Source organism: Rubrimonas sp. (genome assembly GCF_036788415.1).
Lineage (GTDB): Bacteria > Pseudomonadota > Alphaproteobacteria > Rhodobacterales > Rhodobacteraceae > Rubrimonas.
The window spans coordinates 22017-36921 of the sequence record NZ_DAIQNN010000014.1 but is presented as its reverse complement, the minus strand read 5'-3'; the positions used below and the strand labels follow the sequence as shown (position 1 = coordinate 36921).

Annotated in this window: 16 protein-coding genes; 13 read left to right on the top strand and 3 right to left on the bottom strand. The window is 74.0% G+C overall.

Translation table 11 applies throughout. The annotated features are described in order from the left end of the window. The first annotated feature begins 79 nt into the window (after positions 1-79). From V7Q31_RS05905 to scpB, 4 genes are read left to right on the top strand one after another with little or no spacing between them, the layout of a single operon-like run. On the top strand, positions 80-1051 hold the full coding sequence (locus V7Q31_RS05905; protein WP_333832760.1) for an SPOR domain-containing protein: 972 nt from the start codon (positions 80-82) through the stop codon (positions 1049-1051). 1 nt (position 1052) lies between these two features. Continuing rightward, on the top strand, positions 1053-2105 hold the full coding sequence (gene nagZ / locus V7Q31_RS05900) for a beta-N-acetylhexosaminidase (RefSeq protein ID WP_333832759.1): 1053 nt from the start codon (positions 1053-1055) through the stop codon (positions 2103-2105). Further along, a complete protein-coding gene (locus V7Q31_RS05895) occupies positions 2098-2883 on the top strand; it encodes a segregation and condensation protein A (protein WP_333832758.1) in 786 nt (261 codons plus the stop codon). The genes nagZ and V7Q31_RS05895 overlap by 8 nt, the downstream gene beginning before the upstream one ends. Beyond that, positions 2880-3500: an SMC-Scp complex subunit ScpB gene (gene scpB, locus V7Q31_RS05890; RefSeq protein ID WP_333832757.1), complete on the top strand. Its 621-nt coding sequence runs from the start codon at positions 2880-2882 to the stop codon at positions 3498-3500. Before V7Q31_RS05895 ends, scpB begins: the two co-directional genes overlap by 4 nt. 6 nt (positions 3501-3506) lie before the next feature. Here the strand turns inward: scpB and V7Q31_RS05885 are convergent, their stop codons facing one another. After that, entirely contained in the window at positions 3507-4193 is a 687-nt protein-coding gene (locus V7Q31_RS05885) for a response regulator transcription factor (protein ID WP_333832756.1), read from the bottom strand. Positions 4194-4339: 146 nt separating this feature from the next. Between V7Q31_RS05885 and ribA the strand changes: the two genes are divergently transcribed. Genes ribA through V7Q31_RS05865 form a run of 4 tightly spaced genes read left to right on the top strand, consistent with a single transcriptional unit; the run spans position 4340 to position 7036 of the window. Further along, positions 4340-5428 carry a GTP cyclohydrolase II gene (gene ribA, locus V7Q31_RS05880; RefSeq protein WP_333832755.1) on the top strand — a complete coding sequence of 363 codons (1089 nt, stop codon included), beginning with the start codon at positions 4340-4342 and terminating at the stop codon, positions 5426-5428. Further along, positions 5425-5931, top strand: a complete 507-nt coding sequence (locus tag V7Q31_RS05875) for a L,D-transpeptidase family protein (RefSeq protein WP_333832754.1) — start codon at positions 5425-5427, stop codon at positions 5929-5931. The genes ribA and V7Q31_RS05875 overlap by 4 nt, the downstream gene beginning before the upstream one ends. After that, complete coding sequence (locus V7Q31_RS05870; protein ID WP_333832753.1) at positions 5925-6143, top strand: hypothetical protein; 219 nt, start codon at positions 5925-5927, stop codon at positions 6141-6143. Before V7Q31_RS05875 ends, V7Q31_RS05870 begins: the two co-directional genes overlap by 7 nt. 44 nt (positions 6144-6187) lie before the next feature. Beyond that, complete coding sequence (locus V7Q31_RS05865) at positions 6188-7036, top strand: DMT family transporter (protein WP_333832778.1); 849 nt, start codon at positions 6188-6190, stop codon at positions 7034-7036. 6 nt (positions 7037-7042) lie between these two features. Here the strand turns inward: V7Q31_RS05865 and V7Q31_RS05860 are convergent, their stop codons facing one another. Further along, on the bottom strand, positions 7043-7807 hold the full coding sequence (locus tag V7Q31_RS05860) for an NAD kinase (RefSeq protein WP_333832752.1): 765 nt from the start codon (positions 7805-7807) through the stop codon (positions 7043-7045). 251 nt (positions 7808-8058) lie between these two features. Between V7Q31_RS05860 and V7Q31_RS05855 the strand changes: the two genes are divergently transcribed. The 5 genes from V7Q31_RS05855 (at position 8059) to V7Q31_RS05835 (ending at position 12521) form a co-directional block, all read left to right on the top strand. Continuing rightward, on the top strand, positions 8059-8517 hold the full coding sequence (locus V7Q31_RS05855) for a MaoC family dehydratase (RefSeq protein ID WP_333832751.1): 459 nt from the start codon (positions 8059-8061) through the stop codon (positions 8515-8517). A 131-nt stretch (positions 8518-8648) separates the two neighbouring features. Next, positions 8649-9620: a bifunctional riboflavin kinase/FAD synthetase gene (locus tag V7Q31_RS05850; protein ID WP_333832750.1), complete on the top strand. Its 972-nt coding sequence runs from the start codon at positions 8649-8651 to the stop codon at positions 9618-9620. 85 nt (positions 9621-9705) lie between these two features. After that, the gene (locus V7Q31_RS05845; RefSeq protein ID WP_333832749.1) at positions 9706-10221 is read left to right on the top strand and encodes a methanogen output domain 1-containing protein; all 516 of its coding nucleotides are present in this window, start codon (positions 9706-9708) and stop codon (positions 10219-10221) included. A 106-nt stretch (positions 10222-10327) separates the two neighbouring features. Beyond that, entirely contained in the window at positions 10328-11353 is a 1026-nt protein-coding gene (locus V7Q31_RS05840; RefSeq protein ID WP_333832748.1) for a hypothetical protein, read from the top strand. Positions 11354-11471: 118 nt separating this feature from the next. Next, a complete protein-coding gene (locus V7Q31_RS05835) occupies positions 11472-12521 on the top strand; it encodes an aldose epimerase family protein (protein ID WP_333832747.1) in 1050 nt (349 codons plus the stop codon). A gap of 111 nt (positions 12522-12632) precedes the next feature. Here the strand turns inward: V7Q31_RS05835 and rnr are convergent, their stop codons facing one another. Continuing rightward, positions 12633-14867, bottom strand: a complete 2235-nt coding sequence (gene rnr / locus V7Q31_RS05830; protein ID WP_333832746.1) for a ribonuclease R — start codon at positions 14865-14867, stop codon at positions 12633-12635. Between the last annotated feature and the right edge of the window lie 38 nt (positions 14868-14905).

Genomic DNA, 14905 nt, shown 5'->3' with positions numbered 1-14905 from the left:
CGGCGACGCGCCTTTCCGATCACCCGGAGGCGGCGGACGGCGTGCGCTCCCTCCCCTGTGATACAGGCGATCCGGCGCGATGCGGGACGACGAGACATTCGACTCCGAAGACGAAACCCGTCCGGCGGGCGGCTGGCGGCCCGTTCTGGGGGCCGGGCTGTCGCTGTGCCTGCTGGGCGCGACGGTGGTCTGGATCTACCAGCTCGGCATGCGCGACGCGGCGGAAGTCCCGGTGATCCGGGCGCTCGCGGGCGAGACGAAGATGCGCCCCGACACGCCCGGCGGCGCCCGCTTCGCGCATCAGGACCGCAGCGTCTACGACGTGATCGACGCAGGCGGCGCCGCCCCGACCGGGATCGCCCTCGCCCCGGCGCCGGAGCGGCCCACCGACGAGGACCTCCCCGCAGCGCGGCTCGCCGCGCTGGCCGAGCGCGCCGCCGCCCCGGTCGCCGCCGAACCCGCGAGCGCGCCCGAAATCGCGCCCGAACCTTCTGCGGCCCCGGACGCCGCCGCGCCTGCGCCTGAGGACGAACTCGCCAGTCACGCCGAGCTTCCCCCGTCGGCGGGCGGGGAAGTCGACCGCCTCGTGGCGCTGGTGCTCGAGGACGCCGGCGCGACCGCGTTCGACGCGCCCGGGCCCGCGGCGCCGAGGTCGAGCCCGGTCGCGCCGCCGCGCCCCCCGCGCGCCGCCGCCGCGCGCCCCGCGGCTTCCGAATCCGGCGTTCCCGTCCTTCAGGCTTCCTACTCCCCCGCCGAGCCCGCGCGGGCCCAACCGGCTGCGGCGCAAGCCGCCGTCGCGCAGCCGGACGGGGCGAATCTGGAGATCGGCGCTTACCTCACGCGCGGCGACGCCGAGCGGATGTGGGCCGCGTTCCGCGCCCGCAACGGCGATCTGATGGCGGGTCGGGAGCCGGTGATCTCGCCGATCGTCTCGGGCGGGCGGAATCTTTGGCTGTTGCGCGCCGCGGGGTTCGAGCGCCGGGCCGACGCCAGCGCCGTCTGCGACGCGCTGAAGGCGCGCGGCGAGGAGTGCGTGGCGAGGGGCGGCTGACATGGCCGCGCCGGCGCCTGTCCCGACCGCAGCCGGCCCCACCGCATCCGGCCCGTCCGCCGCGATCTACGGGTGCTCGGGCCTCGCACTGACGCAGGCCGAGCGCGCCTTCTTCGCCGACGCCGACCCTTTCGGCTTCATCCTGTTCGCCCGCAACGTCGCCGACCCCGCGCAGCTGCGCGCGCTGACCGCCGAGTTGCGCGCCTGCGTGGGCCGCGACGCGCCCATTCTGATCGATCAGGAGGGCGGACGCGTCGCGCGGCTGACGCCGCCGCACTGGCGCCGCTGGGCCGATGTCGGAACCATGCTCGCCGCCTGCCCGCCCGAGGCGGCGGAGGAGGCGCTGGAGCTGCGCTATCGCCTCATCGCCGCCGAGTTGCGCGCCGTCGGGATCGACGTGAACTGCGCCCCGGTGCTCGACGTGCCGCAACAAGGCGCCCATCCCGTGATCGGCGCCCGCGCGCTGGGGACGGACCCGGCGACCGTCGCGCGTCTGGGCGGCGCCGTGCGGCGCGGGCTGGAGGCCGGGGGCGTCGCGCCGGTGATCAAGCATCTGCCCGGCCATGGCCGCGCCGGCGCCGACAGCCACGAGGCGCTGCCGGTGGTGGACGCGCCGCGCGCCGCGCTGGAGGCCGATTTCGCCGCTTTCGCGCCCCATGCCGACGCGCCGTTCGGGATGACCGCGCATGTGCTCTACACCGCGCTCGACGCGGAGGCCTGCGCGACGCTCTCGCCGGTCGTGATCGGCCTGATCCGCGAGACGCTCGGCTTTCGCGGCCTGCTGATGAGCGACGACGTCTCGATGCGCGCGCTGGCCGGCCCGATGGCGGCGCGCTGCGACGCCGCCTTGCGCGCCGGCTGCGACGTGATCCTGCATTGCAACGGGCTGATGGACGAAATGGAGGCCGTGGCGGGCGCTGTCGGCCCGCTCGCCGGCGCGACGCTGGCGCGGGCCGAGGCGGCGCTGGCCGCCCGGCGCCCGCCCGAGCCGTTCGACGCCGCGCTTGCCGAAGCGCGCCTGCGGGCGCTGGCGGCGGAGCCCGTCCATGCCTGAGGACTTCGCGCCGCTGGACGTGGAGGCCGAGGCGCTGGTCGTCGACGTCGACGGCTTCGAAGGCCCGCTCGATCTGCTGCTGACGCTGGCGCGGGGCCAGCGCGTCGATCTGCGCAAGGTCTCGATCCTGCAGCTGGCCGAGCAGTATCTGCGCTTCGTCGAACAGGCGCAGCGGCTGCGCATCGAGCTTGCGGCGGATTATCTGGTGATGGCGGCGTGGCTCGCCTTCCTGAAGTCGCGCCTGCTGCTGCCCGCCCCGCAGGCCGATGGCGGACCTTCGGGCGAGGAGATGGCGGCGCGGCTGGCCTGGCGGCTGGAGCGGCTGGAGGCGATCCGCACGGTCGCGGCGCGGCTGATGGCGCGCGACCGGCTCGGCGTGCATGTCTTCTCGCGCGGCGAGGCCGAGTCGCAGCCGGCGCGCAGGCGCACCGAGTGGAGCGCGACGCTCTCGGACCTGCTGCGCGCCTACGCCGCGCTCAAGACCCGCGAGGCCTATGCGCCGCTGCACCTCAAGCGCGCGCCGGTGCTGGCGCTCGAGGAGGCGCTGGCGCGGCTGCGCGAGATGCTGGGCGACGCCGGGGAATGGGGCATGCTGGCGGCGTGGCTGCCGCCCGACTGGCGCGGCGACGACCAGCGCCGCCGCAGCGCGCTGGCCTCGACCTTCGCGGCGACGCTGGAGCTCGCCAAACGCGGCGAAGTGGAGCTGCGTCAGGACGCGCCCTTCGCGCCGCTCTGGCTGCGCCGCGCAGCGAGAACCCGCAGGATGGAGGCGACATGAGCGGCGATCTCTCGCAAATCCTGTTCGCCCCGCCCGGACTGCCCGAGCAGGAGCGGATGGTCGAGGCGCTGCTCTTCGCGTCGCCCGAGCCGATGACCGCCGCGGCGCTGGCCGACCGGATGCCGCAAGGCGCCGACCCCGAGGCGGCGCTGGCGGCGCTGGCGGCGCGCTACGCCGGGCGGGGCGTCGAGCTGCGCCGCATAGGCGACGCCTGGGCCTTCCGCACCGCCGCCGATCTGGGGTTCCTGATGCGGCGCGAGCAGGTCGAGAGCCGCAAGCTCAGCCGCGCCGCGATCGAGACGCTGGCCATCGTCGCCTATCACCAGCCCGTCACCCGCGCCGAGATCGAGGAGATCCGGGGCGTCGCCGTCTCGAAGGGCACGCTCGACCTGCTGGTCGAACTCGACTGGGTGCGGCTCGGGCGGCGGCGGATGTCGCCGGGCCGCCCGGTCACCTTCGTCACGACGCCGGGCTTTCTCGACCATTTCGGGCTCGAAAGCCCGCGCGACCTGCCCGGTCTGAAGGAGTTGCGCGAGGCCGGCCTGCTCAACGCCCGCGCCGCCGCCGGCGCGCCCGAGCCGCCCCGCGGCGAGGCGCCGCCGGAATTGTTCGACTGAACCGCGTCAGAGCGCCAGCCGGTAGCCGCCGCCTTCGGTGACCAAGAGCCGCGCGTCGGAGGGGTTCGCCTCGATCTTCTGGCGCAGCCGGTAGATGTGGGTCTCGAGCGTGTGGGTGGTGACGCCGGCGTTGTAGCCCCAGACTTCGTGCAGCAACACGTCGCGCGGCGCGACCTGCTCGCCGGCGCGATAGAGGAATTTGAGGATCCCCGTCTCCTTCTCGGTCAGCCGGATGCGCTTGCCCTCGCCGTCGATCAGCGCCTTCTGGGCGGGGCGGAAGCTGTAGGGGCCGATCGCGAAGACCGCGTCCTCGGACTGCTCGTGCTGGCGCAGCTGGGCGCGGATGCGCGCGAGGAGCACCGCGAAGCGGAACGGCTTGGGAATGTAGTCGTTCGCCCCCGAATCGAGGCCGAGGATCGTGTCGCTGTCGCTCGTGTGTCCGGTCAGCATCAGCACCGGGCAGCGCACGCCGGCCTTGCGCATCAGCCGGCACACCTCGCGCCCGTCGATGTCGGGCAGGCCGACGTCGAGGATGACCAGGTCGCGCAGCTGGGCTTTCGCCCGTTCGAGCCCGGCGGCCCCTGTCGGCGCTTCTTCGACCTCGAACTCCTCGGTGAGGGCGAGTTGTTCGGACAGCGCCTCGCGCAGGTCGTCGTCGTCGTCGATCAGCAGGATCTTCTTCATCGCGCTCATGTCCAGACCTCCGTTTGAGCCACGACTCGGTCACCGGCGCGCCGGCAGTCAAGCGGGTCGGCGGCGGGTTCACGCCGATGTGCGCCCGGAGCGCGGTTTGTTTCAGCGCCTTGCCGCGCCCGCGCGCCCGTGCCATCTGAGCGCGCATGAAACTGGGCCTCACCGTCGCAGAGCGCGTCGCGCGCGCGCGCGCCGATCTGCGGATCGGAGCGCCGGTGGCGTTGCGCGCGGGCGCGGCGGGGGCGGTCGCGCTCGCCGCGGAGACGGCGGCCCCTGCGCGGCTGGCGGCGCTGCATGCGCTCGGGCCGGTCGATCTGGCGCTGAGCGCGCGGCGCGCCGAGACGCTGCGCGCGCGCGCCTATGACGGCGACCTCGCCCGCCTGATCCTGCCGCCCGACATCGACCCCGCGCGCCTGCGCGGCGCCATCGACCCCGCAGAGGCGCTGCGCGCGCCGCTGATCGGCCCGTTCGCGACGCGGCGCGAGGGCGACCCGGCGGCGCATCGCCTCGCGCTGACGCTGTGCAAGCAGGCGCGCCTCCTGCCGGCGGCGCTGGTCGCGCCGGTCGCCGATCCCGAGGCGCTGGCCGCGGCCCAGGGGCTGACGCTGGTCGACGCCGCGGAGATGGCCGAGGCGGATGCGGCGGCGGTGCTGCTCGACCCCGTCTCCGCCGCGCCCGTGCCGCTCGAGACGTCGCTCGACGCGCGGGTCCATGTGTTCCGCCCGCGCGACGGCGCCGAGGAGCATTACGCCATCGAGATCGGCGCGCCGTCGCGCGCCGCTCCGGTGCTGACGCGGCTGCATTCGGCCTGCTACACCGGCGACGTGATCGGCAGCCTGAAATGCGATTGCGGCCCGCAATTGCAGACCGCGCTGGCCCAGATCGGGGCCGAGGGCGCCGGGGTGCTGCTCTATCTCAATCAGGAAGGCCGCGGCATCGGGCTCGCCAACAAGATGCGCGCCTACGCCTTGCAGGATGCGGGCTTCGACACGGTCGAGGCCAATCACCGGCTCGGCTTCGAGGATGACGAGCGCGATTTCCGCATCGGGGCTGCGATCCTGCGGCGGATGGGATTCTCGGCGGTGCGGCTGATGACCAACAATCCCGGCAAGGTCGCGGCGATGGCGGCGGCGGGGATCGCGGTGGTCGAGCGGGCGCCGCTGAAAGTCGGCCAGACGCCGCAGAACGCGCGATACCTGGCCACCAAGGCGGCCAAGAGCGGCCATCTGCTGTGAGGCGCGATCTGGCGGTCGGGCGCTGGGGCGCGCGCTTCATGGGGCGGCGCTTTCCGGTCTCGGTCGGGCGGACGGGCTTCGCGGTGGACAAGCGCGAGGGCGACGGGGCGAGCCCGGTCGCGCGGCTGCGCCTGCTGCGCGTCTTCTGGCGGCCCGACCGGGTCGCGCCGCCCCGCGCGCGCCTTGCGCGCGTCGCCATCGGGCCCCGCATGGGCTGGTCCGACGATCCCGCCGACCCGGACTACAACCGTCTGACGCGGTTGGGGCGCGGCTTCGGAGCCGAGCGGATGCGCCGCGCCGATCCGCTCTACGATCTCGTCGTCGAGACGGACTGGAACGCGGCCTGCGCGCCGGGGGCGGGTTCGGCGATCTTCGTACATGTGATGCGGGGCCCGGGACGGCGCACGGCGGGCTGCGCGGCGTTCCGGCGGGCGCATCTGGCCTGGATTCTCGCGCGCTGGCGTCCGTGGTCGCGGCTGGCGATCATGGGGCGGCCATGCTGAGCGGCATCGTGGTCGGGATCGGCGCGGCGCTGGCGCTGGCGGGCGTCGGCGGGCTCGGCTGGATCATCGTCCGCGCCCGAAGGCTCGCCCGCTCGGACGCGTCGCCCGAGCAGGCGAAGGACGAGTTGCGCAGGCTGGCGATCTGGAACGCGGCGGCGGTCGCCGGAGCGGGGCTCGGGCTGTCGGCGATGATCGTCGGGCTGGTTCTGTGAGCGCGCCGGCCCCGCCCAGGGCCTTCGATCCGCTGTCGGTGGCGATGGGGCTCGGCTTCGCGCTGATCTGGAGTTCGGCCTTCACCTCGGCCAAGATCGCGCTGGTCGACGCGCCGCCCTTCCTGATGCTGACCGCCCGCTTCGCGCTGGCGGGCGCCGTCACGATCGCTTTGGCGCTCGCGCTCGGACAGCGGCTCCCGCGCGACGGGCGGGCCTGGGCGCTGATCCTTCTGTTCGGGCTGTGCCAGAACGCGCTCTATCTCGGGCTCAACTTCCTCGCGATGACGAAAGTGCCGGCGGGGCTCGCCGCGATCATCGCGAGCGCGCTGCCGCTGGCGGTGGCGGCGCTGAGCCGGATCGCCTTCGGCGAAAGGCTCAACCGTCTCGGCGCCTTGGGGCTGGCGGCGGGCTTCGCGGGGGTGGGGCTGATCATGGGCGGGCGGATCGCGGGCGGCGTCGATCCGCTCGGCGTGGGGCTGTGCGTGGTCGCGCTGGTCGCGCTGGCGGTGGCGACGCTCGCGGCGCGGTCGATCTCGCTCGGCGGCGGCGTGGCGATGGCGGTGGGTCTGCAGATGCTGGTGGGCGCCATGGCGCTGGCGCCGCTCGGGCTGGTCTGGGAGAGCGCGGCGGATGTCCGCCCGACCCTCTCGCTCGCCCTCGCCTTCGCCTACACGACGCTGGTGGCCGGGGTCGCGGCGACGCTGATCTGGTTCGCGCTGGTGCGCCGGGTCGGCGCGACGGCGGCGTCGAGCTGGCATTTCCTCAACCCGGCCTTCGGCGTGGCGATCGCCGCGGCGCTCCTCGGCGAGCGCGTCGGCTGGCTCGATTTCGCCGGGGTCGCGGTGATCAGCGCCGGCATCGCCGCCGTGCAGCTGTCGCGCCGGGGCGTCTGAACGCGCTCAGGCGAACTGCTCGCGCAACAGCCGCTCGCTCAGCCCGTGGCCCGGATCGAAGAGCAGCTCGATCCGGATGGCGAGGTCGAAGGCGACCTCGACCGAGGTCACTTCCGGCGCTTCGAAATAGTCGGCGACGGCCAGCACTGGCCGGCGCTCGGGGTCGAGCACGTCGATGCGGACCTGCGCCCCGCGCGGCAGGATCGCCCCGCGCCAGCGCCGCGGGCGGAAGGCGGCGACCGGGGTCAGCGCCATCATCTCCGCCTCGATGGGCAGGATCGGCCCATGCGCCGAGAGGTTGTAGGCGGTCGAGCCGGCGGGGGTCGAGACGATGATCCCGTCGGCCACCAGCATCGCCATGCGCTCGCGCCCGTCGATGGAGATGCGCAGCCGCGCCGCCTGATGGGCCATGCGCAGCAGCGACACTTCGTTGATCGCGAGTTCCTCGGTGACCCCGCCGCGGATGTCGGTGGCGCGCATCCGCAGCGGGTTGATCGCGAAGCGCTCGGCGGCGGCGAGGCGCTCGGGCAGGTTCGCCTCGGCGTAATCGTTCATCAGGAAGCCGACCGTGCCGCGATTCATGCCGTAGACCGGCGCGGCGATGTCGATGGCCTCATGCAGCGTGTGCAGCATGTGCCCGTCGCCGCCGAGCGCCACGATGAACCCGGCCGAATCGCGCGACGTCTGGCCGTAGCGCGCCACCAGCGCGGCGAGCGCCGCCTGCGCGTCCGGCGCCTCCGAGGCGGTGAAGTGGATGCTGGGCTGGGGCATCGGGGCGGGCTTTCGGTGCTGCGGCGCGGGCGACGATGCCCCGGCGGAACGCCGAGGTAAAGCGGGCGCCGAGAGCGCCGGAGGTCGGGCCGCCGGACCTTGCGAGGAGGTCGGGCGGCAGGCCGACGCCGCGCGACGACCGCAACAAAGTTTCCGCCCGCCCAAAAAAAACTGAAGGATGTTGCGCGCGACTTGCTTTCGCATGCGCAACATGGCATCACCTGAGCATGCGGGCGACAGGAGAGAGAGACATGCTGGATTCGGGTGTTTTCGGCGACATACAGCGCGGCACGGTCTGCATCGAGGACATCGAGGTCGGCATGTCGCGCGGGCTGCGCAAGGTCATCGAGGACGCCGATCTGGAGATGTTCGGGCGGATCTCCGGCGACCGCAATCCGGTGCATTTCGACGACGACTACGCCCGCGACACCATCTTCGGCGGGCGCATCGCGCATGGCATGCTGACCGCCTCGCTGATCTCGGCGGTGATCGGCGAGCAGCTTCCCGGCCACGGCACGATCTATCTCAAGCAGTCGCTGACCTTCCTCGCCCCGGTCCGCCCCGGCGACCTCGTCGAGGCGAGCGTGACCGTGGCCGCCATCGATTACGGCAAGCGCCGGGTGACGCTCGACTGCGTCTGCCTCGTCGAAGGCAAGCCGGTGCTCAAGGGCGAGGCGATGGTGCTGGCGCCCTCCGCCAAGTTCGACTGAACCCCGCCATCGCCTCCGCCGGCTCGCCCTTGCGCGCTCCGGCGCAGCGGGCGATACCCTTGCCCGGATCACAGGGGCGGCCCGCAGGCCGCAAATGACATGGCGCGCCAGCGGCGGCGCGACGGGACGGAATGCGCACCATACGCGGCGACGGCGCGGCGGGGCCGGCGGAGCGCGGCGCCTCGGCGGCTCTGGGGAACTTCGACGGCGTCCATCTCGGCCATCAGGCCGTTATCGAGGCCGCGCGCCGCGCCCGCCCGGACGCGCCGCTCGCCGTCGCGACCTTCGCGCCGCATCCGCGCCGCTGGTTCGCGCCCGAATCCCCCCCCTTCGAACTGATGGACCCGCAGGCCCGCGCCCGACGGCTCGAAAAGCTCGGCGTCGAACTGCTTTTCGAGATGCGTTTCGACGCGGCGCTGGCGGCGATGAGTCCGGCTGAGTTCTGCGAGCAGGTGCTCGTCGGGCGGCTCGGCGTGGCGCATGTGACGGTCGGCGCCGATTTCTGTTTCGGGCGCGGGCGGTCGGGCGATGTCGCGACCTTGCGGGCCGAAGGCGCGCGGCTCGGCTTCGGCGCGACGGCGGTCGATCTGGTCGGCGGCGCGGCGGCGGCGGTGTCCTCCACGGCGATCCGCGCGGCGCTCGCCGATGGGCGCCCGCAGGACGCCGCCAGGATGCTCGGTCACTGGCACCGCATCGAGGGCCGCGTCGCCCATGGCGAGAAGCGCGGGCGCACTCTGGGATATCCCACGGCGAACCTGCCGATCGAGGGCGTGCTCGCGCCGCGGTTCGGCGTCTACGCCGTGCTCGCCGACGTGCTGGACGGGCCGCATGCGGGCGCCTATCGCGGCGTCGCCTCGCTGGGCGTTCGGCCGATGTTCGGCGTCAACGCGCCCAATCTGGAGACGCATCTGTTCGATTTTCGGGGCGATCTCTACGGCGCCGGCCTGTCGGTGGCGCTGGTCGACTTCCAGCGGCCCGAAGCGGTGTTCGACGGGCTCGACGCGCTGGTGGCGCAGATGGACGCGGACAGCGCGCAGGCCCGCCGCACGCTCGACCGCCGGCCGACGCCGCATCTCGGCCCTCTTCTCAACCCAATGTCTTGATCCACAGCGCTGGCGATCCGAAGTAAGGAGACGTCGAGTTCGGCTTTTCCGGGGGATGAGTCGCGGCGATATCGGGGATCACGCCATGGAGCGCAGCGTCGCGCGAGCGCCGGACGACCGCGAGCACTTCCTGCAGGAAGTCGTGGGCGCGCTCGCCGAGACCATCGAGCAGGTCGTGGGCCTCGATCAGGCGCAGGGCTTCATCGCCGTCGTGGGCGACAAGATCGGGCGGGCGATCGACGCGGAGTATCGCGGACGCGCGGGCGGGGGCGAGATGCGCCTCGATCAGGTCGCCGAGGCGCTGGTGGATTTCAAGCGTCGCATCGACGGCGGTTTCTCGATCGCGGCGATCGACGCGCAGGGCGTCGTGCTGGTGAACACGCGCTGCCCCTACGGGCGCGAAGTTCTGGGCCGCGAATCGCTGTGCATGATGACGAGCACCGTGTTCGGACGGATGGCGGCGGAGAATCTGGGCTTCGCGCATGTCCGCATCGACGAGGCGATCGCGCGCGGGGACCGGCGCTGCGTCGTCTCGATCCGCTTCGACGAGGACGCGCCGGGCCGCAGCATCGGAGGGCGCAGCTATTTCCGCACCGGCTGACCTGCTCGCCGCCTCCGCCGCCGCTTTCGACCGCGCGCCGCTTCCGATCGCGCTGCTGACGCCAGAAGGGGCGCTGGCCGGCGCGAACCGGGCTGCGCGCGACCTGATGGCGCTGCCGCGCGGCCCCGCGGCGGTCCCCGCGCTCGACCTCGCGGCGGTGGCCGAGCGACTCGGCGTCGACGCCGCCACGCTGGCGGCGGCGCTTTTGCGCGCGCAGGGCGAGGATGCGCCGACCCCGCTCGGCCTGCGGCCCGCGCGCGGCGGCAATCGCGGCGTGCTGCGCGCGGCGGTGGAGGGGTTGCGCGAGGGGCGCGCGCTGATCGGAGTGATGGTGGCCGCCCAGCCGCCGTCGCAGGGGCTGCGCGGCTTCGCCCATCTGACCGAGGAGCTTGAAATCCGCGCCGCCGCGCTCGCCGCCGAAAGGTCCTCGGCGCGCGCGCTGGAGGCGGAGCGCGACCGCGCGCGGGTGATCGCCGAAGTGATCGCAGAGGATGTCGGCGCGCCGGCGGGCCGCATCGCCTCGCGGCTCGGCGCGCTGTTGCGCGCGCCCGATCTGGTCGGCTCGGCGTCGGCGCGGCAGGCGCTCGAGGCGGCGTCCGAGGAAGTGTGGCGGCTGCTCGACACGGTCGCGACCGTGCTCGAACACGGAGCGCGCGCGCCAGTGGAGATCGAAGCCGAGCCGGTGGACCTCGCCGCCTGCATCGGCGAGGCGCTGTCGCGGCTGCGCGCCGCGCAGCCGCAGCGCCCCGCGCCGTTCTGCGCGCTCGGGCCGCAGCCTCTGCGCGCGCTCGGCGACTGGCGGCTGACGCCGCTGCTGTTCCAGCGCTGCCTGACCTATGTCGCGCAGCGCGCCGCCCCGACGGCGCGGCTCGAGCTGCGCGCGACGCTGGGACGGCCCGGCGCGCCGCTGACGCTGGATTTCCGGGCCGAGCCGCCGCGCCGCGAACGGCTCGCCGACGCGCCGGGTTCGGCGATGTTGCTTGCGGTGCGCGATCTGGCGCGCACGCATGGGTGGGAGGCGGCCCCGGCGCTCGACGCGCCGGATGCGCTGACCCTCGTCATCCCCGCCGACCGTCTGGCGGTCGGGCGCGACGGCGATCCGCTGGCGATCCCGCGCGGCGTCGACGGGTGAGCCGGCGCCCGGGCTGGAGAGCGTCGCGCGGATCCGCTTGGCAGCGCGGCGGAGCGCCGCGCGAACCCGCGTCCGACGCGCATTCTCGGCGCGCCTCCGACCCACTAGACTGCGGCGCATGATCGACCGACTCGCCCCCGGCGCCCGCCGGCGCGTCGCCACGGCGCCCGACGGCGCCGAGATCGAGGAAGTCGCCCTCGCGGCGGGCGGCCTCGCCATGCGCGTCCTGACCTTCGGCGCCGCCATCCGCGACCTGCGCCTCGACGGCGTGGACCGCCCTCTGGCGCTCGGCTTCGCCGACCCCGAAGACTACCTGCGCGACGCCGGCCATGTCGGCGTGGTCGCGGGCCGCTGCGCCAACCGCATCGCACAGGGTCGCTTCACGCTCGACGGCGCCGAGCGCGCGCTCGAGCGCAACCACGGGGCGCATCACCTGCATGGCGGCGCGCAAGGGTTCGGGCGGCGGCTCTGGCGGATCGAGGCGGCGACGGCGGAGACCGTCGCGCTCAGCCTCGTCTCGAACGACGGCGAAGCGGGCTATCCGGGGCGGGTGCGCGCGCGCTGCGTCTATCGCCTCCTGCGCCCCGCCACCCTGCGCGTCGAGCTGACCGCCGAGACCAACGCGCCGACGCTGATGAACCTCGCCCAGCACGCCTATTTCGCGCTGCAGGACGGGCCCGACGCGCGGGTCTGCGCGCTGCATGTCGCAGCCGACGCCTATACGCCGACCGACGCCGAGCTGATCCCGACCGGCGACGTCGCGCCAGTCGCGGGAACGCCTTTCGATTTCCGGGCGGCGCGCCCGCTCGCCGACGCCGGCGCGCCGCTCGACGTGAACCTCGTCCTGAGCCGAACGCGCGCCGCCGCCCCCCGCTTCGCCGCTCGCCTGTCGGCGCCGGACGGTCTGGCGATGGAGCTGCGCACCACCGAACCGGGCTTGCAGCTCTATGACGGCGCGCATCTGGGGCGCGCCGAGGGGGTCGGCGGGCGGGCGCTCGGGCCGCATGCGGGCGTTTGCCTCGAACCGCAATGCTGGCCCGACGCGATCAACCATCCCGGCTTTCCCAGCCCGATCCTGCGCCCCCGCGAGACCTATCGCCAGATCACCGAGTTGCGCTTCGCCCCTCCAACGCCTGGGCGGGCCGCGCCCGGGGCGCCTGGGCCCTGATTTCCCGAACCGGGTCCGATCGGGCGCAGATGGCGCGCGCCGACGGCGTTGGGGAGGTCCTCGGACGGTCGGCGGGGCGTGCGGTCGCCGCGCGAGACGCCGGAAAGCGCCTCACCGCGTGCGCTTGCCCTTGCGGCCCGCCTTGAGCGCGGCGGCGCGCGTCGCGCCGAGTTTGCGGCGGGGGCCTGCGCCGCCGCGCCCGCGACCGCCGGAGGGAATGCGCCCCGCCCCCTCGACGTCCAGCAATTCGAAGCGCAGGCCCCCCGAGACCGGGGCGGCCTCGACCAGCCGGACCCGCGCGCGCGCGCCCATGCCGATCACCTTGCCGGAGGTCTCGCCGGTCAGCGTCAGCGTCTCCGCGTCGAACCGCCAGTATTCCCGGCCGAGCGTCGAGATCGGCACGATCCCGTCCGCGCCGGTCTCGTCGAGCTTCACGAACAGGCCGAACCGCGCCACGCCCGACACTTTCGCGTCGAACTCGGCGCCTTCGCGCTCGGCGAGGAAGGCGGCGAGGTAGCGGTCGGTGGTGTCGCGCTCGGCCTCCATGGCGCGGCGCTCGGTGCGGCTGATGTGCTCGGCGGTCTGGGCGAGGCCCGCGGCCTCCTCAAGCGTCTGGCCGTCGGCGCCCCAGCGATGCGCGGCGATCAGCGCGCGATGCACGACGAGATCGGCGTAGCGGCGGATCGGCGAGGTGAAATGCGCGTAGGCCCGCAGATGCAGCCCGAAATGGCCGAAATTCTCGGGGCTGTAATAGGCCTGCGTCTGCGCCCGCAGCACGCCCATGTTGACGAGCTCGGCGAATTCCGTGCCCTCCGCGGCCTCCAGCAGCGCGTTGAAATGGCTGGTGCGCAGGACCTGACCTTTGGCGAGCGTCAGCCCGACCGTCTCCACCTGCTCGCGCAGCGCGTCGAGCTTCTCCGCCGCCGGCTCCTCGTGGACGCGGTAGATGAGGGGGCGGCGCGCGGCCTCCAGCGTCTCGGCGGCGCAGACATTGGCGAGCACCATGAACTCCTCGATCAGCCGGTGCGCCTCGAAGCGCTCGCGGAAGGCGACCGAGGTCACATGGCCCATCTCGTCGAGCACGATCCGCCGCTCCGGCAGGTCGAGCGCGAGCGGGGCGCGGCGCGTCCGTTCCTGCGCGGCGCAGGCGTAAGCCGCGAACAGATCGCGGACCGGGGCGGCGAGGGCGTGGTCGGCGCCGTCGGCGATCTCCTGCGCCTGCGCATAGGTCAGCGAGGCGGCGGAGCGCATCACGGCGCGGTGGAAGGCGTGGTCGAGCTTGCGGCCGTCCGCCGACAGCCGCATCTGAAGCGCGAGCACGGGCCGGTCCTCGCCCTCGTGCAGCGAGCACAGATCGCCCGACAGGCGCTCGGGCAACATCGGCACGACGCGGTCGGGGAAATAGCAGGAATTGCCGCGCTCGCGCGCCGCGCGGTCGAGCGCCGAGCCGGGGCGGACGTAATGGGCCACGTCGGCGATGGCGACCCAGACGCGCCAGCCGCCGGGATTGTCGGGCGCGTCGTCGGGCAGGGCCGCAACCGCGTCGTCATGGTCCCGCGCGTCGGGCGGGTCGATGGTCAGAAGGGGCGTCTCGCGCAGGTCGAGCCGGCCTGCGAGCGAGGCGGGTTGCGCGGCCTCGGCCTCGGCGAGCGCGTCGGCGGGAAAGGCGGTCGGGATCTGATGCTGGTGGATGGCGATGAGCGACACGGCGCGCGGGCCGAACGGGTCGCCGAGCCGCTCGACCACCCGCACCCGCCGCAGCCCGAGCCGCGCGGGGCCCAGCGCCTCGACTTCGACGAGTTCGCCCTCCTCGGCGCCGCAGAGGTCGTGATGCTCGACGCGCATCTCCTCGCCGCGCTTGTCGACGGGGACGACCCGCCCGCCGCCGTCGCTCAGCCGGATCACGCCGAGCGCGCGCGGCGCGCCGGCCTGCAGCTTGCGGATCAGCCGCGCCTCGTAGCGCAGGCCGTCCTCCTCGTGGATCGGGGCGAGCTTGGCGAGGAAGCGGTCGCCGGGCCCGAGCGCCGCGTCGCCCTTGCGGGGGATGTAGAGGATCGGCGGCGGCGCGCCGGGTTCGGACCATTGCAGCGGACGGGCGAGCAGATCGCCGTCGCGGTCGATCCGGTCTCCGACCAGCACGGTCGCGGGGGGCAGATGGCCGGGCGGGCGAAAGCGCCTGGCGCTGCGGTCGATGGCGCCGGCTTCGGTCAGTTCGCGCAGAAGGCGCTTGAGTTCGATCCGGTCGGCGCCCTTGAGGTCGAAGGCGCGGGCGATGTCGCGCTTGGAGGCGTGCGTGGGGTTCTCTCGGATCCAGCGCAGCAGCGCGTCCTTGTCGGGGAGGGGCATGCGCGCTCGCAAATCGGTCGACCGGGTCAGGCGGCGAG